18 protein-coding genes and 1 tRNA gene are annotated in these 19,948 nt (G+C 67.5%); 13 read left to right on the top strand and 6 right to left on the bottom strand.

What is annotated here, in order from left to right; genetic code table 11:
- Positions 1–29 precede the first annotated feature (29 nt).
- Positions 30–305: an HP1242/YdcH family protein gene (locus tag J0F76_RS03415; RefSeq protein WP_423227358.1), complete on the top strand. Its 276-nt coding sequence runs from the start codon at positions 30–32 to the stop codon at positions 303–305.
- Between the two features lie 181 nt (positions 306–486).
- Positions 487–939 carry an Hsp20 family protein gene (locus J0F76_RS03410; RefSeq protein WP_207465730.1) on the top strand — a complete coding sequence of 151 codons (453 nt, stop codon included), beginning with the start codon at positions 487–489 and terminating at the stop codon, positions 937–939.
- 79 nt (positions 940–1,018) lie between these two features.
- Here J0F76_RS03410 and J0F76_RS03405 read toward each other — a convergent pair.
- A tRNA-Ile gene (locus J0F76_RS03405) sits at positions 1,019–1,094 on the bottom strand.
- Between the two features lie 111 nt (positions 1,095–1,205).
- Between J0F76_RS03405 and purM the strand changes: the two genes are divergently transcribed.
- Positions 1,206–2,246, top strand: a complete 1,041-nt coding sequence (purM, locus tag J0F76_RS03400; protein WP_207465728.1) for a phosphoribosylformylglycinamidine cyclo-ligase — start codon at positions 1,206–1,208, stop codon at positions 2,244–2,246.
- The gene (gene purN, locus J0F76_RS03395) at positions 2,243–2,833 is read left to right on the top strand and encodes a phosphoribosylglycinamide formyltransferase (RefSeq protein WP_207465726.1); all 591 of its coding nucleotides are present in this window, start codon (positions 2,243–2,245) and stop codon (positions 2,831–2,833) included. Before purM ends, purN begins: the two co-directional genes overlap by 4 nt.
- Here purN and J0F76_RS03390 read toward each other — a convergent pair.
- Positions 2,830–3,444: a thiamine phosphate synthase gene (locus J0F76_RS03390; RefSeq protein WP_207465724.1), complete on the bottom strand. Its 615-nt coding sequence runs from the start codon at positions 3,442–3,444 to the stop codon at positions 2,830–2,832. The genes purN and J0F76_RS03390 overlap by 4 nt on opposite strands.
- Positions 3,445–3,512: 68 nt before the next feature.
- Here J0F76_RS03390 and J0F76_RS03385 point away from each other — a divergent pair, with 68 nt between their 5' ends.
- Genes J0F76_RS03385 through J0F76_RS03375 form a run of 3 tightly spaced genes read left to right on the top strand, consistent with a single transcriptional unit; the run spans position 3,513 to position 6,897 of the window.
- Positions 3,513–4,241, top strand: coding sequence for an RNA methyltransferase (locus J0F76_RS03385; RefSeq protein ID WP_207465722.1), 729 nt, complete (start codon positions 3,513–3,515; stop codon positions 4,239–4,241).
- Between the two features lie 38 nt (positions 4,242–4,279).
- Entirely contained in the window at positions 4,280–5,428 is a 1,149-nt protein-coding gene (gene ctaA, locus J0F76_RS03380; RefSeq protein ID WP_207465720.1) for a heme A synthase, read from the top strand.
- Entirely contained in the window at positions 5,425–6,897 is a 1,473-nt protein-coding gene (locus J0F76_RS03375; protein ID WP_207465718.1) for a carboxypeptidase M32, read from the top strand. The genes ctaA and J0F76_RS03375 overlap by 4 nt, the downstream gene beginning before the upstream one ends.
- Positions 6,898–6,940: 43 nt before the next feature.
- On the opposite strand, the gene J0F76_RS03370 is transcribed toward J0F76_RS03375, so the two are convergent.
- Positions 6,941–7,846, bottom strand: a complete 906-nt coding sequence (locus J0F76_RS03370; protein WP_207465716.1) for a bifunctional allantoicase/(S)-ureidoglycine aminohydrolase — start codon at positions 7,844–7,846, stop codon at positions 6,941–6,943.
- Positions 7,843–9,249, bottom strand: a complete 1,407-nt coding sequence (puuE, locus tag J0F76_RS03365) for an allantoinase PuuE (protein WP_207465714.1) — start codon at positions 9,247–9,249, stop codon at positions 7,843–7,845. Before puuE ends, J0F76_RS03370 begins: the two co-directional genes overlap by 4 nt.
- A gap of 218 nt (positions 9,250–9,467) precedes the next feature.
- On the opposite strand from puuE, the gene J0F76_RS03360 reads away from it, so the two are divergent.
- Positions 9,468–10,769, top strand: a complete 1,302-nt coding sequence (locus tag J0F76_RS03360; RefSeq protein WP_242689959.1) for an NCS2 family permease — start codon at positions 9,468–9,470, stop codon at positions 10,767–10,769.
- Positions 10,770–10,830: 61 nt separating this feature from the next.
- On the opposite strand, the gene J0F76_RS03355 is transcribed toward J0F76_RS03360, so the two are convergent.
- Both J0F76_RS03355 and bhcR read right to left on the bottom strand, forming a co-directional pair.
- Entirely contained in the window at positions 10,831–12,993 is a 2,163-nt protein-coding gene (locus J0F76_RS03355) for an esterase-like activity of phytase family protein (RefSeq protein WP_207465709.1), read from the bottom strand.
- Between the two features lie 74 nt (positions 12,994–13,067).
- Positions 13,068–13,889: an HTH-type transcriptional regulator BhcR gene (gene bhcR, locus J0F76_RS03350; RefSeq protein WP_207465707.1), complete on the bottom strand. Its 822-nt coding sequence runs from the start codon at positions 13,887–13,889 to the stop codon at positions 13,068–13,070.
- Positions 13,890–14,073: 184 nt separating this feature from the next.
- Here bhcR and bhcA point away from each other — a divergent pair, with 184 nt between their 5' ends.
- Genes bhcA through J0F76_RS03325 form a run of 5 tightly spaced genes read left to right on the top strand, consistent with a single transcriptional unit; the run spans position 14,074 to position 19,886 of the window.
- On the top strand, positions 14,074–15,261 hold the full coding sequence (gene bhcA, locus J0F76_RS03345; RefSeq protein ID WP_207465705.1) for an L-aspartate--glyoxylate aminotransferase BhcA: 1,188 nt from the start codon (positions 14,074–14,076) through the stop codon (positions 15,259–15,261).
- Positions 15,262–15,272: 11 nt separating this feature from the next.
- Positions 15,273–16,235, top strand: a complete 963-nt coding sequence (gene bhcB / locus J0F76_RS03340; protein WP_242689958.1) for a beta-hydroxyaspartate dehydratase BhcB — start codon at positions 15,273–15,275, stop codon at positions 16,233–16,235.
- On the top strand, positions 16,232–17,410 hold the full coding sequence (gene bhcC, locus J0F76_RS03335; protein ID WP_207465701.1) for a 3-hydroxy-D-aspartate aldolase BhcC: 1,179 nt from the start codon (positions 16,232–16,234) through the stop codon (positions 17,408–17,410). The genes bhcB and bhcC overlap by 4 nt, the downstream gene beginning before the upstream one ends.
- Positions 17,410–18,372 carry an iminosuccinate reductase BhcD gene (gene bhcD / locus J0F76_RS03330; RefSeq protein WP_207465699.1) on the top strand — a complete coding sequence of 321 codons (963 nt, stop codon included), beginning with the start codon at positions 17,410–17,412 and terminating at the stop codon, positions 18,370–18,372. The genes bhcC and bhcD overlap by 1 nt, the downstream gene beginning before the upstream one ends.
- Before the next feature lie 35 nt (positions 18,373–18,407).
- A complete protein-coding gene (locus J0F76_RS03325) occupies positions 18,408–19,886 on the top strand; it encodes a nucleobase:cation symporter-2 family protein (RefSeq protein WP_207465697.1) in 1,479 nt (492 codons plus the stop codon).
- Positions 19,887–19,948: the final 62 nt, after the last annotated feature.

Genomic DNA, 19,948 nt, shown 5'->3' with positions numbered 1-19,948 from the left:
CCCTGTTCGGCGGTCCTAGTCTGGCACCCGTGGAACGCGCAGATCTGGAGGACTTCATGGCTGCCCCTCATGCCATTCACGAGGAATTTCCGCAGGATTCCGCGCGCATTCACGACCTGAAGGTAAAGGACGCGCATTTCGCGCGACTTCTGGACGACTACGATCAGGTGAACGACGCCGTCAATCAGGCCGAATCGCTGATCAAGCCCACCAGCGAGGCCGCTGAAAAGGAACTTCGCCGCAAGCGCGCGCAGCTCAAGGACGAAATCGCCCGGATGCTGGCCGCGCATTCCGTCGGCGGCTGAGGGCAAGCCTGCCCGCCGCAGGCCTGCGGCGGGCACGGCGATTTTTTGCCGCGACATCCTCTTGAAGGCCGTTGGTCCCTTCCTAGATTCAGCCTACCGACGGCCATACCGGCGTCGGCAAGACCGCCCGCCCGGCAACCGGGGGGCCTGCAGACTGCATCGCTTGTGAAGGATGTGACCCATGCGCAATTTTGACCTGACCCCGCTTTATCGTGCCTCGGTCGGCTTCGACCGGCTTGCCGACGTGATGGACCGCGCCCTGTCGGCCGACGTGTCCGCCCCGACCTACCCGCCCTACAACATCGAGAAGACGGGCGAGAATGCCTATCGCATCTCGATCGCCGTGGCAGGCTTCGCCGCCGACGACCTGAATGTCGAGGTGCGCGACGGCGCCGTCATCGTCTCGGCCCGCAAGACCGACGAGGACGATGGCCGCACCTACCTGCATCGCGGCATCGCCACCCGCGCGTTCGAGCGCAAGTTCACCCTGGCCGACCATGTCCGCGTCGATGGCGCAAGCCATGTTGACGGGATGCTGCACATCGACCTGGTCCGCGAAATTCCCGAGGCCCTGAAGCCCCGCCGGATCGAGATCGCGAAGGCCGCGCCGAAGGTCGAAAAGCTGGACGCCTGAGCACCGGAACGGCTTCCGCTCCGTGAAGCCCGGATGCCCGTCGGTTCACCCCGGCGGGCATTTTGCCGTGATCTTGCTGTGGTAGGCCCGGAGGGACTCGAACCCCCAACCAAGGCGTTATGAGCGCCCTGCTCTAACCATTGAGCTACAGGCCCATGCAGCGCATCCCGGTTAATCGCAGGCCGGCCTTCGGTCAAGCGCCGATCGCCGTTGCCCCCGTGTGACGCCTGCGCTATCGGGGGCCCATCATTCAGCCGGGGGCCGCCATGACCAGGAACGGGATCAGCTATCGCGACGCGGGCGTCGACATCGACGCGGGGAACGCGCTTGTGGAACGCATCAAGCCCGCCGCCGCCGCAACCGCGCGCCCCGGCGTGATGGACGCGCTTGGCGGCTTCGGCGCGCTGTTCGATCCGCGCGCGGCTGGGTATGACGACCCGGTGCTGGTGGCGGCGACCGACGGCGTCGGCACCAAGCTGCGCATCGCCATCGACACCGGCCATCTGGACGGGATTGGCCAGGACCTGGTCGCGATGTGCGTGAACGACCTGGTCTGCCAGGGCGCCGAGCCCCTGTTCTTCCTGGATTATTTCGCCACCGGCAAGCTGTCGGTCGATGAGGGCGCGCGTGTCGTCGAAAGCATCGCGCGCGGTTGCAAGGCCGCAGGCTGCGCCCTGATCGGCGGCGAGACGGCCGAGATGCCGGGCATGTATCACGACGGCGACTTCGACCTGGCCGGTTTCGCCGTCGGTGCGATGCAACGCGGCACGGCCCTGCCCGCGGGCGTGGTGGAAGGCGACGCGCTGCTGGGCCTTGCCTCGGACGGCGTGCATTCCAACGGCTATTCGCTGGTCCGCAAGGTCGCGGAACGCGCGGGGCTTGGCTGGGACGCGGCCTCGCCCTTTGGCGACGGCGCCTTGGGCGCGGCGCTGCTGACCCCGACCCGTCTGTATGTGAAGCCTGCCCTGGCCGCGATCCGCGCGGGCGGCGTTCACGCGCTGGCCCATATCACCGGCGGAGGCATCACCGAGAACCTGCCGCGCGTGCTGCCGAAAGACCTGGGCGCGGACATCGACCTGACCGCCTGGACCCTGCCGCCGGTCTTCCGCTGGCTGGCCGAGGCGGGCGGGATCGCGCCGTCCGAGATGCTCAAGACCTTCAACAGCGGCATCGGCATGATCCTGTCGGTTGCCGCCGATCGCGCCGACGCGCTTGCCGACCTGCTCTCCGCGCAGGGCGAGACGGTCCACCGCTTGGGCCACGTCACGGCGGGGCAGGGCGTGCGCTACAGCGGAACGCTTGCGTGAAGCGAGTCGCCATCCTGATTTCCGGCGGCGGATCGAACATGGTCCGCCTGATCGAGGATATGCAGGCCGGCGACCACCCGGCCCAGCCGGTCCTGGTCGCCTCGAACGATCCCAATGCGGCCGGTCTGGCAAAGGCCGCCTCCCTGGGCGTGCCGACTGCCGCCGTGGATCACCGCGCCTTCAAGGGCGACCGCGCCGCGTTCGAGGCCGCCTTGCTGGAACCGCTGCTGGACGCGCGGCCCGACATCCTCTGCCTGGCGGGCTTCATGCGCATCCTGACCCCTGCCTTCATCGACCGCTTCGAGGGGCGGATGATCAACATCCATCCTTCTCTGTTGCCCAAATACCCAGGCCTGCACACCCATGCCCGCGCCATCGAGTCGGGGGATTCCGAGGCAGGCGCCACCGTCCACGAGGTCACGCCCGACCTGGACTCAGGTCCGATCCTGGGCCAGGCGCGCGTTCCCGTGGAACCCGGCGACACGCCGGAAACGCTGGCAGCCCGCGTCCTGCAACGCGAACATCAGCTTTACCCGCTGATCCTGCGCCGCTTCGCCGCAGGCCAGCGCGAACGCTTCGACATCTAGCCCCAGAGCGCGGTCAGCGCCGCCACGGGATCGCCGGCCGACCAGATCTCGGGGCCGACGGCAATGAAGTCGCTGACCGGGGACAATTGCTCCAGCAACTCGCGGGTGATCGCGCCTTCGGCCACGACCGGCACCTCGATCATCTCCGACCACCACTGGAACAGTTCCAGCTCGACCGGCTCGCCCCGGTACAGCGCCGACTGCCCCACCGGGCCGAAGCTGACGTAATCCGCACCTGCCTCGCCCGCGTTCATCCCCTCGTGGCGCGAATTGCCGCAGAAGCAGCCCACGATGGCATCCGCGCCCAGTTCCTTGCGGGCATAGCGGACGGCCTTGGCGCCATCCGTCAGGTGGACCCCGTCCAACCCATGCCGCTGCGCCAGCGCCACATGGTCGTCGATCACCACCGCCACGTCGCGGGCGTGGGCGATCTCGCGCGCCAGATCGGCCAGGCGGCCCAGTTCGTCCTCCTCGGCGCCCGCACGGATGCGCAGGCAGGCGACCGGAAACGCGTCCATCACCGCCGCAAGCTGCGGCCCCAAGGTCGAGGCCTGCGCCCCGGCGGGGGTCATCAGGTAAAGCTGCGGGGCGTCAGGGGTGGCGTCGGACATGGGCGAACTCCTTTCGGCTGCCCATAGCGCAGCTTGCCGCCCGCCGCCAGACGGACTATCTGCCCCCCATGCAAAGCGAACGCCTGCCCGTCATCATCCTGGTCCGCCCGCAGATGGGCGAGAACATCGGCGCCGCCGCCCGCGCCATGCTGAATTTCGGCCTGACCGAGATGCGGCTGGTCGAGCCCCGCGACGGCTGGCCCAACCCGCGCGCCGTGGCCATGGCTTCCGGCGCGGCGGGGCAGGTGCTGGACCGCGCCCGCATCTATCCGACGCTTGCCGAAGCGATGGAAGGCATCGATTTCGCCTTCGCCACCACCGCACGGGGGCGCGAACTGTCGAAGCCCGTCCACACGCCCGCGACCGCGATGGAGATGGCGCGCGCCCACCCCGGCCGCTGCGCGATCATCTTCGGCCCCGAGCGCACGGGGCTGGAAAACGACGACGTGGCCCGCGCCAACGCTATCGTGACGGTGCCGGTGAACCCCGACTTCCCCTCGCTGAACCTGGCGCAGGCCGTGCTGCTGATGGGCTATGAATACGGGCGCGACATTCTGCCGCCCGAACCCTCGCCGCACCATGCCCGCCCCGAGGCGATTGAGCCCGCCGATCGGGTGGAGATCGAGAAGCTGGGCGATCACTTCGAGGAACGGCTGGCCGAGGCGGGCTTCTTCTTTCCCGAAACCAAGGCCGCGTCCATGCGGCTGAACCTGCGCAACATGTGGTCGCGCCTGGCGCTGACCCGCGGCGATGTGCGCATCCTGCACGGGATGCTGCGGCAGTTGACCCGGCGCTGACCCCAACCTACCCTCCGCCCGACCCGAAGGAGCACGCGATGGCCAAGCGACCCGTTTTCGAGGAAGTCCTTGACCCGGCAGCCCCCAGCCGCCCCGTCACGACCACCGGCATGATCGACGCCGCCCCGCGCGGCGCGCGCCGGGCGATCCGTGTCTGGCTGATGATCCTGTTCTTGATGGTCCTTGCCATGATCGCGCTTGGCGGCGCGACCCGGCTGACCGGATCGGGCCTGTCCATCACCGAATGGGCGCCCGTCACGGGCACGGTCCCGCCAATGTCGGACGCCGAATGGCAAGCGGAATTCGAGGCTTACAAGCAGATCCCCCAATATGTCGAGGTCAACCCCGACATGGATCTGGCGGGCTTCAAGCAGATCTACTGGTGGGAATGGGCGCACCGCCTGCTGGGCCGGCTGGTGGGCCTTGTCTGGGCGGCGGGCTTCGTCTTCTTCCTCGCGACGAAACGCATCCCGACCGGCTGGACCCCACGCCTGCTGGGCCTGGGCGCACTTGGCGGGCTGCAGGGCGCGATCGGCTGGTGGATGGTCAGTTCCGGTCTGGTCGAGGGGATGACCCGCGTGGCCTCGTACCGACTGGCGACGCATCTGGGGCTGGCCTTCGTCATCCTGGGCCTGATCGTCTGGTATGTGCTGCTGCTGGGGCGCAGCGAAGCCGAGCTGCTGCGCGCCCGCCGCGCCGGGGAAGCCAAGCTGTTCTCCATGTCCACCGGCCTGATGCACCTGGCCTTCTGCCAGATCCTGATCGGCGCGCTTGTTGCGGGCATCGACGCGGGCCGCACCTATACGGGCTGGCCCACCATGGGCGGCGAATGGGTTCCCTCGCTGATCTGGGATGCGGCGCTTGGCTGGCGCAACCTGTTCGAGAACCCGGCCCTTGTGCAGTTCGTCCACCGCATGGTGGGCTATCTGCTGGCGGTCTTTGCCGTGGTGGTCTGGCTGCGCGCCCGCCGCTCGCCCCATCCGGTGACGCGCGGCGCCTTCACGGCCATGATCGTGGCGGTGGCGGTGCAGGTGGGTCTGGGCATCATGAACGTGATCCACGCCTCGCCGCTGGGCCTGGCGCTTGCGCATCAGATCGGCGCGGTGGCGCTGTTCTCGCTCATCATCCGGGGGCGGCACCATGCGCGTTACCCGCATGAAACTTCGGTCAGGGGGACCATCCGATGACGGCCATCAACGACCTGCTTGCCTTCCAGCGCCAGACCGAGGCGCTGTCATCCGTTGCGGAACGCCTCGGCTGGGACCAGGAAACCGTGATGCCCCGCGGCGCGGTCGAGCAGCGGGCCGAGGAGATGGCCGCGATCGAGGCCGTGCTGCACGAACGCCGCACCGATCCGCGCATCGGCGAATGGCTGGCGGTGGCGGTGCCGCATTCCGAGGCCGAGGCGCGGTCGGTCCAGCTGATCGCGCGCGACTTCAGCCGGGCCAGTCGCGTGCCTGCAAGGCTGGCGCAGGAACTGGCGCGGACGACCTCGCTTGCGCAGGGCATCTGGGCCGAGGCGCGGGCCAATGACGCACCCGAGGATTTCCTGCCGACGCTGGACCAGGTCCTGATGCTGAAGCGAGAGGAAGCCTCGGCCATCGCCGATGGCGGCGACCTGTATGACACGCTGCTGGACGACTACGAACAGGGCATGACGGGGGCCGAGATCGCCGCACTGTTCGACGCCATGCGCCCGCGTCTGGTCGCGTTGCGTGAACAGGTTCTTGGTGCCGAGGATCAGCCGCAGCCGCTGACCGGCCATTTCCCGCAGGAAACCCAGATCCGTCTGGCCCGGACCTGCGCGACCGCCTTTGGTTACGACTGGACGCGCGGGCGGATGGACATCGCGGTCCATCCCTTCAGCAGCGGCCGCTGGCAGGACAGCCGCATCACCACGCGGGTCGTGGAAACCGATCCCTTCAACTGCATCTATTCGACCATCCACGAGGTCGGCCATTCCAGTTACGAACTGGGGATCGACCCCGATTACGCCTTCACGCCGCTGGGTCGGGGCGTGTCCATGGGCGTCCACGAAAGCCAGAGCCGCATCTATGAAAACCAGATGGGTCGTGGCCGGGCCTTTGCCGGCTGGCTGTTCCACCGCATGTCGGATGCCTTCGACGGGCTGAACATCGCCGATGCCGACGCCTTCTATGCCACCGTGAACCGCGTCACCCCCGGCTTCATCCGTACCGAGGCCGACGAGGTGCAATACAACCTGCACATCATGATGCGCTTCGACCTGGAGCGCGACCTGATCGCAGGGCGGCTGGCCGTAGACGATCTGCCCGAGGCGTGGAACACCCGCTTCCTGCGCGATTTCGGCGTGATGGTGGACCGTCCGGCGAACGGCGTCCTGCAGGACGTGCATTGGGCGGTGGGCCTGTTCGGCTATTTCCCGACCTATGCCCTGGGCAACGTCTTCGCGGGCTGCCTGAACCGGGCCATGGGCGACGCCGTGCCCGATCTTGACGCCTCGCTGGCGGCGGGGGACGCCGCCCCGGCTGTCGAGTGGCTGCGAGAGAACGTGCAGCGTCATGGCGGGTTGAAGCACCCCCGCACGCTGATCGAGGATGCGACCGACGGCGACGTCTCGCCCGAACCGCTGCTGGACTATCTGGAAGCGAAGTTCGGGCAGATCTACGGGCTGTAGGGTCGGCCACGGGTGGGGTGAAACCCCACCCTGCGAGTTTCGCCTAACGGTTCGGCCACAAGGACGCGTGGCGGTTCACGTCCTTGTAGAGCAGGTAGCGGAACGGCCCCGGCCCGCCCGCGTAGCAGGCCTGCGGGCAGAAGGCGCGCAGCCACATGTAGTCGCCGGGGCCGACCTCGACCCAGTCGCGGTTCAGGCGGTAGACGGCCTTGCCCTCGAGCACGAACAGCCCGTGTTCCATGACGTGCGTCTCGGCGAAGGGGATCGAGCCGCCGGGCTTGAAGGTCACGACGGTGATGTGCATGTCGTGGCGCAGGTCGGCCGGGTCCATGAAGCGGGTCGTGCCCCAGGCCCCGTCGGTGTCGGGCATCATCGACGGCGCGATGTCCTGTTCCTGCGCGACGATCGGGTCGGGACGGCTGACGCCCTCGACCGGCTGCCAGCGCTTGCGCCACCAGTGAAAGCCGGTGTTGCCGGGCGTGGTGTTGCGCACGGACCAGGCGGTGCCCGGCGGGACATAGGCGAAGCCGCCCGGTTTCAGCAGGTGCTCGGACCCGTCGATGGTCACGGCCATCTCTCCGCCGGTGACGAACAGGGCGTGCTGGACCTCGGGGTCGTCGTCGGGATTGTCGGACCCGCCTCCTTCGGCCAGTTCGACGATGTACTGGCTGAAGGTTTCCGCGAAACCCGACAAGGGACGCGCGATCATCCACATGCGCATTCCGGTCCAGCCCGGCAGGTAGCTGGTCACGATGTCGCGCATCACGGTACGGGGGATCACCGCATAGGCGTCGGTGAAGACCGCCGTGTCGGTGGTCATGCCGGTCTGCGGCGGCAGGCCCGCCACCGGACCGGCATAGGGGACGCGGTTGACCTGTGGCGCAGGCACCGGGGCGACGTCGCCCGTGGGCGCGCCGGCGGGGGGAAGGTCGGGGGACAGGTCGGTCATTTCAAGGCCTCTTTCAAGCGAAGCTCGCCGATGCGCATGACTTGGCGTTCGGCCTCGGCGCGTTCGGTCGGGGTGTCGTTGTCGATGCGGGCCTGCATGGCGCGCATGATGCCGGGCTTGTCGTGGTCGCGCACGGCGATGATGAAGGGAAAGCCGTGCTTGGCGACATAGGCGTCGTTCATGCGCGTGAAGGTGGCGCGTTCGTCGTCCGTCAGGCTGTCGAGCCCCGCGCTGGCCTGTTCGGCGGTGCTGTCCGCCGTCAGCCGCTTGGCCTGCGCCAACTTGCCCGCCAGATCCGGGTGCGCGTTCAGGACGCCCAGCCGTTCTTCGTCGGACGCGTTGCGGAACACCTGCGCCATGCGCGCGGCAAGGCCCGTGGCACTGTCATGGACCGCGCCCATTTCCGCGTCCCAGACCCGCTCGGCAATGAAGGGCGAGTGTTCGTAGATGCTGCCGAAACGGGCCACGAAGTCCTCGCGCGTCATCTCGGACGGGCGCTGGCGGGGCTGGAACGGGTGCGTTTCCGCCCAATGCCGCGCGATGTCGAGGCGCGAGGCGAACCAGACGCCCTCTTGGCTGCGGCAATGGTCCAGGAACCGTTGGATCGCCATGGCCCGGCCCGGACGCCCTGCCAGGCGGCAATGCAGGCCGACCGACATCATCTTGGGCGCGCCCGCCTGGCCTTCGGCATAGAGCACGTCGAAACTGTCGCGCAGATAGTCGAAGAACTCGACCCCCGTGCCGAAGCCCTGCCCGGACGAGAACCGCATGTCGTTGGCGTCCATGGTATAGGGCACCATCAACTGCGGCTTGCCGTCGTGGACGTGCCAATAGGGCAGGTCGTCGGCGATGGTGTCGGCCAGGTATTCGAAGCCGCCTTCCTCGCAACCCAGCGCCACCGTGTTCATGGAGGTGCGGCCCTGGTAGAAGCCGCGCGGGCGTTCGCCGGTGACGGCGGTGTGCAGGGCTATGGCTTGGGCGATGTGCTCTGCCTCGACTTCGCGCGGGACGTCCTTGTAGTCGATCCACTTCAGCCCGTGGGTCGCGATCTCCCACCCCGCCTCCTTCATCGCGGCGACCTGTTCGGGGCTGCGCTCCAGCGCGGTGGCCACGCCATAGACGGTCACGGGAATGTCGCGCAGCATCCGGTAAAGCCGCCAGAAGCCCGACCGCGCGCCGTAGTCGTAGATCGATTCCATGTTCCAGTGGCGTTGGCCCTGCCAAGGCTGCGCGCCGATGATCTCGGACAGGAAGGCTTCGGAGGCGGCATCGCCATGCTCGATGCTGTTCTCGCCGCCTTCCTCGTAGTTGACGACGATCTGCACCGCGATCCTCGCGCCGCCGGGCCATTGCGGATCGGGGGTGTTTTCGCCATATCCTCGCAGATCGCGGCTGTAGCGCATGAGACGTCCTTTCTGTGGCAGCGTGGTCACAGCAAACCGCGCAAGCGCCTGCGCGGCAAGCGGGCGGGGACACAATTCTGTATCAAGGAATCGGAAAAGATCGCGCCCGGTTTCAAATAGCCGTTGAAAGACTTGCGGGATGGCGCTGATTGTTGCGCCATTCACGGCCCCCATAAGCTGCGCGGATGGCGGCCGGAGGAAGCCGCGCGGAGGAATTCATGGAACGCTACTTCAAGCTGTCGCAGCACGGCAGCACGGTCAGGACCGAGGTGATCGCAGGCATCACCACCTTCTTGACCATGGCCTATATCATCTTCGTCAACCCCGACATCCTGTCAACGACCGGCATGGACCGCAACGCGGTCTTCATCGCGACCTGCCTGGCCGCCGCCATCGGTTCGGCGGTGATGGGGCTATGGGCCAACTGGCCCATCGGCATGGCGCCCGGCATGGGGCTGAACGCCTTTTTCGCGTTCACCGTCGTCGGCGCCATGGGCTTCACCTGGCAGCAGGCGTTGGGCGCGGTGTTCATCAGCGGCGTCATCTTCCTGATCCTGTCGGCGACCGGCATCCGGCGCTGGCTGGTGGCGGGCATCCCCTTGTCGATGCGCAGCGGCGTCGCGGCGGGCATCGGGATGTTCCTGGGGATCATCGCGCTGCAATCCTCGGGCATCGTGGTCGACAGCCCGGCCACGCTGATCACGCTGGGCGACCTGACCGCGCCGGGGACGCTGCTGACCATCGCGGGCTTCTTCATCATCGTGGCGCTGGATGCGCTGCGCGTGACGGGGGCGATCCTGATCGGCATCCTGGTGATCACCGTCGCGGCGATCCTGCTGGGCGTCAGCCAGTTCGGCGGGATCATGTCCATGCCGCCGTCCATCGCGCCGACGCTGCTGCAACTGGATATCCTGGGCGCGCTTGGCTATGGCATCTTCCACGTCATCCTGGTCATGGTCCTGGTCGAGGTCTTCGACGCCACCGGCACCCTGATCGGGGTCGCCAAACGCGCGGGCCTGCTGACCGAGGGACCGGCCCACCAGAACCCCGGGCTCAGCAAGGCGCTGATGGCCGACTCGACCGCGATCACCATCGGATCGATGCTGGGGACGTCCTCGACCACGGCCTATGTGGAAAGCGCATCGGGCGTGCAGGCGGGGGGGCGCACGGGGCTGACCGCGCTTGTCGTCGCGGTGCTGTTCCTGCTGGCGATGTTCTTCGCCCCGCTGGCGGGGTCTGTGCCCGCCTATGCCACCGCCCCCGCGCTGCTGTACGTGGCGACGCTGATGGTCCGCGAACTGTCCGAGATCGCCTGGGAGGACGTGACCGAGGCCGCGCCCGCCGTGCTGACGGCCCTGGTGATGCCCTTCACCTATTCCATCGCGAACGGCCTGGCCTTCGGCTTCATCAGCTATGCCGTCATCAAGCTGCTGACCGGCCGGGCGCGCGATGTCCATGCCGCCACCTGGGTCGTGGCCGCGCTGTTCGTGATCAAGTTTGCCTTCTTCGGCGGGCACTGATCGGCCCGGAAAAGACACAGCCGCCGGGGAAACCGGCGGCTGTCTTCGTGGCGGTGGCCGATCAGTTCAGCGCGCCCGCGTTCCACAACAGCGTCTCGCCCGAGCTGTCGTCCACGCCGTCGTTGTCGGTGACGATCCAGGCGTCCCCGTTGTTGTCGAAGGCCAGCCCCTCGACCTTGTCCAGGACATAGCCGTTCGTCAGTGACCGCAGGTCGGGGATCAGGTCGCGGACCTCCTCCTTGGCGACAACCGGCAGGTCGCCGTCCAAGGGCGCGGGCTTCAGGTCGGACAGCGCCACGCGGAAGATCTTCTTCACCTTCGCCGCATCGCCCACAAGGTTGTCGCGTTCGACCACATAGGCATGGTCGCCCTTCACCGCGATTTCCGACAGGCCCATCCAGCCATCGCCCTTGGCTTCCAGCGGATAGCGGACGGCGCCCCATTCCTCGGATTCGAGGTCATAGGACAGCAGCTTGACCTGACCCTCGGGGTCGTCGCCCCATTCGCGCTGCATGGCGACCCACAAGGTGCCATCGACAAGGGCGATGCCCTCGGCGCCGAAGCGGGTCTGATGGGCCTGCAGTTCGGCGGGCAGGGCGATCTCGTCCTGGATCTCGCCGTCCGCATCCACATGGATGATCGCATGGGGGACCAGCTTCGCGGCGTCGCCTTCGTTGGCCAGCCAGAAGCCGCCCTCGCCGTCTCCGGTGATCCCCTCGATGTCCAGCTTCTGCGCCGCGTTGCCGTTGCGGGTCACGACCTTCCGGCCGGTGATGCGGGCGGGCTTCTGCGTGGCGTCGATCGTGTAAATCGACGGCATCTGCCCGTAAACGCTGTCCGAGGCGGCAACCAACTGGCCCGGCTGGTCCCCCGCCGTCAGCGCGCCAAGGGCGCCCCAGCCGACAAGCGGGTCGGTCCCGTCCGCCGTCAGCATCGGATAGACCGGCTCGGCGGCCTGCCGTTCGAACAGCATGACATGGGCGCGCGCGCCGCCGTCCTCGCCCAGGTCGGCCTCGTTGGCGGTGACCAGCAGGTTGCGGGCGGGAATGGCGACGGCGCCTTCCGGGCTGACGCCCGACGGCAGGATCTGCGCAAGCTTCGGGGCGGCGGGATCGGTCAGGTCATAGACCGCCACAACCGAGGCGCGCTCCGACACGACGAACAGGAAGGGGGTGTCGCCGAAGCGGGCGAACTCGATGCTCTCGATCTCGACACCCTTGGATTTGGACCGCTTCTCGGGATAATGGCCGATGGCGGCGATGGCGTGTTCCAGCGACGCGCCCGACTCGTAAACGACCGTTCCGTCCTTGCGGAAGATCGTGAAGCCGCGGCTGCCGCCGTTCCAGTCGCCCTCGTTCGCGGTCGCGAAATGGTCGTTGTCCAGCCATTTGACGCCGTCGGGCTCTCTCGGGGTCGGGTCGGCCGCCTCGGAGAAGGACAGGGTGCCGTCGCTTGTGGTATCGACGTTTTCCAGCGTCACCTCGCCTGCCGGGAAATGCGAGGCGACCGCTCCGTCCGCGCCGATGACCGCAATGTGGTTGTTTTCCTGCAGCGTGACGACGATCTCGCCCGCGTCGTTGATGTCGACGAACTCGGGCTCGGGGTCCTCGGCGCCAATGGCGGCAAGGCCGGTCAGCTCGATCTTCTGCAGGGCGTCGCAATCCACCGCGCCTTCGGCAACCGGCAGCTTCGCGACAAAGCCAGCGGGCATCTGCGGCAGGGCGCCGTCGCTGACATCCTCGTCACGCTCGTTCTCGACCGCGACGGCCAGGAAGCTGCCGTCCGGCGCGACGGCGACCGAATCCGGCTGCCCGCCCAGATCGCACGAGGCCAATTCGCCGGCGCTGTCCAGATCGACCACGGCGATGCGCCCCGAGGGTTCGGTGAAGCTTTCCGAGGTGTTGACGCCCACGAAGGCGCGGTTGCCCAGGATATGGGCGGTCGTCGGCTCTCCGTTCATCGCGACATTGCCCAGGGGCTTGGGTGCCTTGGGATCGGTGATGTCGATCAGGCCCAGCACGCCCAGGGGGCTGTCGGTATAGATCAGCGTCATGCCGTCGGGGGAAACCGAGATGATCTCGGCCGATGATGGGCGCGCGGTGTCCTCTCCGGTGGCCATGTTGGCGGTGACGGGGAAGGTGGCGATGCGGTTGAAGCTGTCGGCCACCGCCGGCGAGGCCAGAAGGGCTGCGACCGAAACGGCGCCGAGAAGACGAGCGGACATGGATACCTCTGAATGCAGTTCCGCGCAGGCATTGCCGATGTCTGTGTCAGCCGCGTAACGGTTCGCTCAAGCCTTCATGACAGTGGCGCGGCGCCGGGCCCGCCCATCGCCTGGCTCAGGTCCGCGGCGGCCGCCACCACCGCCGCGCCCAGCGTCTTGACGTGCTCATGGCCGATGCGGTGGGTCGGTCCGCTGACGCTGACCCCGGCGATGGCCTCGCCGGTCAGGTCGAAGACCGGGGCGGCGATGCAGCGCATTCCCCGGGTCCGCTCCTCATCGTCGAAGGAAAAGCCGCGGGATCGGATGCGGTCCATGTCGGCAACCAGCGATTCGGGCGTGACCAGCGTCCTGTCGGTAAAGCGCGTCAGGCCGTGGCTGGTCAGGTATCCCCGAAGGATGTCGGCCCGGCCAAAGGCCAGCAGCGCCTTGCCGATACCCGAGGCGTGCAGGGGTGACCGGGTGCCGGGCGGGAAGAAGGCGCGGATCGTCTCGTGCGTCTCGGCCTGGCTGATGAACAGCACCGCGTCGCCATTGAGGATGCCGAGGTTCGCCGTCTCGCCCGTGTGCTCCATCAACGTGCGCAGGATCGGGCGGGCGCGTTCGACGATGCCCGACCGGCGCATGAAGGCGCTGCCCAGGCGGAAGGCGGCGGGTCCGATGTTCCAGGCCTGGGTCGTGGGGTCGCTTTCGACCATGCCGCGCGCGGCCAGCGAATGCAGCAGGCGGTGCGCCGTCGACGGCGACTGCTCCATCCGCTCGGCCACCTCGCTCAGCGTCAGGCCGGGATGGGCGGCCAGCAGGTCCAGCATGTCCAGCGCCCGGTCCAGCACCTGCACGGTGCCGACGGTGTCCTTGGCGGTGCGCGGACGGCCGCGACGGCGGGTTGGCTCAGACATTTTCGCCCTTTCCTAAAGAATACATTGCCGTAACGGCGATAATCCAGATCGACGCCTGAAAAATGCCAAGTGCATGATGAGGCGCGATATTTCGCATTTTAACGCCAAAATGGAAATGTTTTCCAGAAAAATTGCGACATCTGGCCGCGGGGGGTATCATGGGCCTATCAGAGGAGGAAGAGCCATGACCAGCCAGAATCCCGTGTTCATTCCAGGCCCGACCAATATCCCCGAGGTGCTGCGCAAGGCCGTGGACATGCCCACGATCGACCATCGCAGCCCGGTTTTCGGACGCATCCTGCACCCGGCGCTGGAGGGGGTGAAGAAGGTGCTGAAGACCACGCGGGGGCAGGTCTTCGTTTTCCCCTCGACCGGGACCGGCGGCTGGGAAACGGCGATCACCAACACGCTGTCTCCGGGCGACACCGTTCTGGCGACCCGCAACGGCATGTTCAGCCACCGCTGGATCGACATGTGCCAGCGCCATGGCCTCGACGTGCAGGTCGTCGCCCAGGAATGGGGCGAGGGCGTTCCGGCGGATCGGTTCGAGGAGATCCTGACCGCCGACAAGGCGCACAAGATCAAGGTCGTGCTGGCGACGCATAACGAGACCGCCACCGGCGTGCGCAGCGACATCGCCGCCGTCCGCCGCGCCCTGGACAACGCGGGCCATCCGGCGCTGCTGTTCGTGGACGGCGTTTCCTCGATTGCGTGCTATGATTTCCGCATGGACGAATGGGGCGTCGATATCGCCGTGACCGGCAGCCAGAAGGGCTTCATGCTGCCCCCGGGCCTGGCCATCGTGGGCTTCTCGCCCAAGGCGATGGCTGCGGTCGAGACGGCGAAATTGCCGCGCACCTTCTTCGACATCCGCGACATGGCGCGCGGCTATGCCGCCAACGGCTATCCCTACACGCCGCCGGTCGGGCTGCTGAACGGGCTGAACGTCGCCTGCGACATGCTGCTGGATGAAGGCTTGGAGAACGTCTTTGCCCGCCACCACCGCATCGCCGAGGGTGTGCGCCAGGCCGTCGCCGCCTGGGGAATGAAGCTTTGCGCCAGGCGGCCCGAGCTTTATTCCGACAGTGTCAGCGCGATCCGCACACCGGAAGGCTTCGATGCCAGCAAGATCGTCAGCCACGCGCTGAACGCCTATGGCGTGGCCTTCGGGACCGGGCTTGGCGATGTCGCGGGCAAGGTGTTCCGCATCGGCCACCTGGGCAGCCTGACCGACGTGATGGCCCTGTCGGGCATTGCCACGGCGGAAATGGTCATGGCCGACCTCGGCCTGCCCGTGAAGCTGGGTTCCGGGGTCGCGGCCGCGCAGGACCATTACCGCCACAGCGCCACCGCCATGCAGCAGGCTGCGTGATGAGGGAGGCGATGGACATTCCGACCTACGGGGACATGCTGGCGGCGCATGATCGCATCCGGCCTTTCATCCGGCGGACGCCGGTGCGGGTGTCGGACCATCTGAACGACCTGACCGGCGCGCGGCTGTTCTTCAAGTGCGAGAACTTCCAGGAGCCGGGGGCCTTCAAGGTCCGTGGCGCCGCCAACGCGGTCTTCGGCCTGGATGACGTGCAGGCCGCCCGGGGCGTGGCGACGCACTCGTCTGGCAACCACGCGTCCTGCCTCAGCTACGCGGCGATGCGGCGGGGCATTCCCTGCAACGTGGTGATGCCGCGCACCGCGCCGCAGGCCAAGAAGGACACCGTGCGCCGCTATGGCGGCGTCATCACCGAATGCGAACCCTCCACCTCCTCGCGCGAGGCGGCCTTCGCCGAGGTACAGGCCCGCACCGGGGGCGATTTCGTCCATCCCTACAACGACCCGCGGGTGATCGCGGGGCAGGGCACCTGCGCGCGCGAGTTCATGGAGCAGACCGACGGGCTGGAGATGGTCGTGGCGCCGATCGGCGGCGGCGGGATGATCTCGGGCACCTGCCTGACGCTTTCGACGCTGGCGCCCGAGGTGCAGGTGATCGCGGCGGAACCGGAACAGGCCGACGACGCCTATCGCAGCTTCAAGGCAGGCCACATCATCGCCGACGACGCGCCCAGGACCATCGCCGACGGGCTGCTGGTGCCCTTGAAGGACCTGACCTGGCACTTCGTCAGCAACCACGTGTCCGAGATCTACACGGCGTCCGACGCCGAGATCGTCGAGGCGATGAAGCTGATCTGGAAGCACCTGCGCGTGGTGATGGAGCCCTCCAGCGCCGTGCCGCTGGCCACCATCCTGAAGAACCGCGACGCATTCGCCGGCAAGCGCGTCGGCATCATCATCACCGGCGGCAATGTCGATCTGGACAGGCTGCCCTGGACCCAAGGAACGGCATCATGAACGCACCGATCAAGTCGAATGGCGTGAACCTCGACACCCTGGAGGTCGGCTTCGACGTGCCCGCCCTGCCGGGCATGGACGAGGCGGACATCCAGACGCCCTGCCTGATCCTGGATCTGGATGCGCTGGAGCGCAACATCCGGAAGATGGGCGATTACGCCAAGGCGCACGGGATGCGCCACCGGGCACACGGCAAGATGCACAAGTCCGTTGACGTGCTGAAGCTGCAGATGGACCTGGGCGGGGCCATCGGCGTCTGCTGCCAGAAGGTCTCCGAGGCCGAGGTCTTCGTGCGCGGCGGCATCAAGGACGTGCTGGTCTCCAACCAGGTGCGCGACCCGCTGAAGATCGACCGCCTGGCCCGCCTGCCCAAGCTGGGCAGCCGGATCATCGTCTGCGTGGACGACGTGGCGAACGTGGCGGACCTGTCGGCGGCGGCGCAAAGGCACGGCACCACCATCGAGTGCTTCGTCGAGATCGACTGCGGCGCGGGCCGCTGCGGCGTGAAGACCACGCCCGAGGTGGTGGAGATCGCCAGGGCCATCGACGCGGCACCGGGGCTGCGCTTCACCGGCATCCAGGCCTACCAGGGCGCGATGCAGCACATGGACAGCTATGACGACCGCAAGGCCAAGCTGGACGCGGCCATCGCCCAGGTCACCGATGCCGTGGAGGCCTTGAAGGCCTGCGGGCTGGAGCCGGAGCTGGTCTCGGGCGGCGGCACCGGCAGCTACTACTTCGAGAGCAACTCGGGCGTTTACAACGAACTCCAGTGCGGCTCCTATGCCTTCATGGACGCGGATTACGGCCGCATCCACGACAAGGCGGGCCGCCGCATCGACCAGGGCGAATGGGAGAACGCGCTGTTCATCCTGACCTCGGTCATGTCCCACGCCAAGCCGCACCTGGCGGTGGTGGACGCGGGCCTGAAGGCGCAGTCGGTCGACAGCGGGCTGCCCTTCGTCTATGGCCGCGACGACGTCAAATACATCAAGTGCAGCGACGAGCATGGCGTGGTCGAGGACCCGCAGGGCGTGCTGAAGGTCAACGACAAGCTGCGGCTGGTGCCGGGCCATTGCGACCCGACCTGCAACGTTCACGACTGGTATGTGGGCGTCCGGAACGGCAAGGTGGAAACCCTGTGGCCGGTCTCGGCGCGCGGGAAGGCCTATTGATGTGGGTCGTTCCTGAAGGCGAGATCGCAGGCCTGATGACGCCGGAGGCCGCGTTCGACGCGGTCGAGGCGGTCTTCGCCGCCATGGCGCGCGGGGATGCCCGGAACTTCCCCGTCGTGCGCGAGGCCATCGGGCACGAGGACGCGCTCTATGGCTTCAAGGGCGGCTTCGACGGGGCGGGACTGACGCTGGGCCTCAAGGCCGGGGGATACTGGCCCAACAACGCGGGTCACGGGCTGATCAACCACCAGTCCACCGTGTTCCTGTTCGACCCGGACACGGGCCGCGTGTCGGCGGCGGTCGGCGGCAACCTGCTGACCGCCCTGCGCACGGCGGCCGCCAGCGCGGTGTCCAGCAAGTACCTGGCGCCGCAAGGGGCGCGGGTGCTGGGCATGATCGGGGCGGGCCACCAGTCCGCCTTCCAGATGCGCGCCGCCGTCCGCTTCGGCGCCTTCGAGCGTGTCATCGGCTGGAACCCGCATCCCGCCATGCTGACCCGCCTGGCCGACACCGCCGCCGAACTGGGCCTGCCGTTCGAGGCGGTGGACCTGCCCCGGCTTGGCGCCGAGGCCGACGTGATCATCTCCATCACCTCGGCCTTCGCGCCGCTGCTGATGAACGCGCATGTGAAGGGCCCGACCCATATCGCGGCCATGGGCACCGACACCAGGGGCAAGCAGGAACTGGACCCCGCCCTTGTCGCCCGCGCGCGCCTGTTCACCGACGAGGTTGCCCAATCGGTCGGCATCGGCGAATTCCAGCACGCGGCGGCGCAGAAAACCGTATCGGCGGACGACATCACCGCGCTAGGCCAGGTCATCATCGGCAGGCACGAAGGGCGCGGCGATGCGGAGGTCACCATCTTCGACGGAACGGGCGTCGGCCTGCAGGACCTGGCTGTCGCGGCCGCCGTGGTCAACCTGGCCAAACAGCAGGGAAAGGCCATCGAAGTCGAAATCTGAACGAAACGAGGCATCCGTGGAAAGGGAGGTCCGCAATGTCTGACGCAACCTATCAGGGCAGCACGCATCCGGTGGATGACGTGCTGCCCGCCCCCAAGCTGCTGACGCTTGGGTTCCAGCATGTGCTGGTCATGTATGCGGGCGCCATTGCCGTCCCGCTGATCGTGGGCCGCGCGCTGAACCTGCCGCCGGAGGAGGTGGCGTTCCTGATTTCCGCCGACCTGTTCGTCTGCGGCATCGTCTCCATCATTCAGAGCCTGGGCGCGACCCAGTGGTTCGGCATCAAGCTGCCGGTGATGATGGGCGTGACCTTCGCGTCTGTCGGGCCGATGGTGGCGGTCGCCAGTTCGACGCCGGGGCATGAGGGCGCGCGGGCGCTGTTCGGCGCCATCATCGCGGCGGGGATCATCGGCATCCTCATCGCGCCGTTCATTTCCAAGATGCTGCGGTTCTTTCCGCCGGTCGTCACCGGCACGCTGATCCTGACCATCGGCATCAGCCTGATGCCCATCGGCATCAACTGGATCTTCGGCCTGCAGGTCGGCCCCACCGCGCCCAAGATCGTGGACCCCGAAGCCGCCGCCTGGCTGGAGGCCGCCCGCGCGGCAGGCAACGTGCCCGCCAGCGTGACGCTGGCGCCGACGGTGCAGAACCCGCTGTATGCGGCAGGCCGGAACATCCTGATCGCGGTCCTTGTGCTGGGCACGATCCTGCTGGTGTCCAAGTTCGCCCGTGGCTTCCTGTCGAACATCGCCGTGCTGGTGGGCATCGTCGTGGGCGGCTTGGTCGCCGCCATGCTGGGCATGATGAACTTCGACAAGGTCGCCTCGGCTGAATGGTTCGCCGTCATCAAGCCGTTCCACTTCGGGATGCCGACCTTCGACCCGATCATGATCGCCACGATGGTCCTGGTCATGCTGGTCACGCTGATCGAATCGACCGGCATGTTCCTGGCCCTGTCCGACATCTGCAAGAAGCCGCTGGAGCAGAAGGCCTTGGCCGCCGGCCTGCGCGCCGATGGCCTGGGCACGATGATCGGGGGGATCTTCAACACCTTCCCCTATACGTCCTTCAGCCAGAACGTCGGCCTTGTGGGCGTTACGGGCATCCGGTCTCGCTTCGTCTGCGTGGCAGGGGGCGCGATCATGATCGTGCTGGGGTTGATCCCGAAGATGGGCGCGCTGGTGGAAAGCCTGCCCACGACCGTCCTGGGCGGCGCGGGTCTTGTGATGTTCGGCATGGTCGCGGCGACCGGGGTGCGGATCCTGGCGCGCGTCGATTTCGCCACGAACCGGCACAACCTGTTCATCGTCGCGATCTCGGTCGGGATGGGGATGATCCCGCTGGTGGCGCCGAACTTCAACCAGTGGATGCCCCACGCGATCCACCCGCTGATCCATTCCGGCATCCTGCTGGCGGCGATCACGGCGGTGATCCTGAACTGGTTCTACAACGGCGCTGCCCATGTGGACGAGGAAGAGTTGCGGGCGGCTGGCCATGTCGCGGACCACTGACTGCTGACAGTCCGACAGACTTCACGCGGCGACGGCACCCACCGTCGCCGTTTTCAACGAAG

The organism is Paracoccus fontiphilus (genome assembly GCF_017356265.1).
GTDB lineage: Bacteria > Pseudomonadota > Alphaproteobacteria > Rhodobacterales > Rhodobacteraceae > Paracoccus > Paracoccus fontiphilus.
Note: the sequence above shows the minus strand (reverse complement) of the source record. Positions and strands in the feature narration are given on the sequence as shown.